The 497-nt window shown below is 33.6% G+C and carries 1 pseudogene; it reads right to left on the bottom strand.

The features are described from left to right. Positions 1 to 303: pseudogene (locus GOQ24_RS11395) on the bottom strand (IS66 family transposase); the annotation flags it as partial. Between the last annotated feature and the right edge of the window lie 194 nt (positions 304 to 497).

Below are 497 nucleotides of genomic sequence, written 5' to 3'. Positions count from 1 at the left end.
CTCTTGTTTGATTACTTCTTCTTGTTCCTCTAAGACTGCTTGTTCAACATCTAAAGGTAATTGAGTTTGATTGGGATCCTCAAAACGTTCTCGGCTTTGACCGAACTTCATGCGCTCAAGTAGCTTTACACGATATTCCAGTTCTGTATTTTTTTCTTCTAGTTTAGAGGTCTTTTCTTCTAACTCAGTAGTTTTCTTCTCTAACTTAGTATTTACTTTTTCTTGTTTGGAAATAGTCTTTTGGGCTTTGGTTAAAAGTGCCAAAAGTTCTTGTTTCGATAAGTTTTCTAAGTCTATTTCCATGAAGTAAATATACGTCAAAAGCCTTATTTATACAAGGATTAAGGCTGTTTTATCTCATAGAAAATCGCCTTTTTTGACTACTTTTTATCACTTGTATTCCTTCAATCATAAGTACCAAATCACTCCAACTGATTTGAGTCCGATTATGAATAGGAAAAGCAAAAGTACCTTGTTCTAATCGCTTGTGATATAAC

This window comes from Myroides sp. LoEW2-1, assembly GCF_009767705.1.
GTDB classification, from domain to species: Bacteria; Bacteroidota; Bacteroidia; order Flavobacteriales; family Flavobacteriaceae; genus Flavobacterium; species Flavobacterium album_A.
This window is presented reverse-complemented; position numbering and strand designations above follow the sequence as displayed.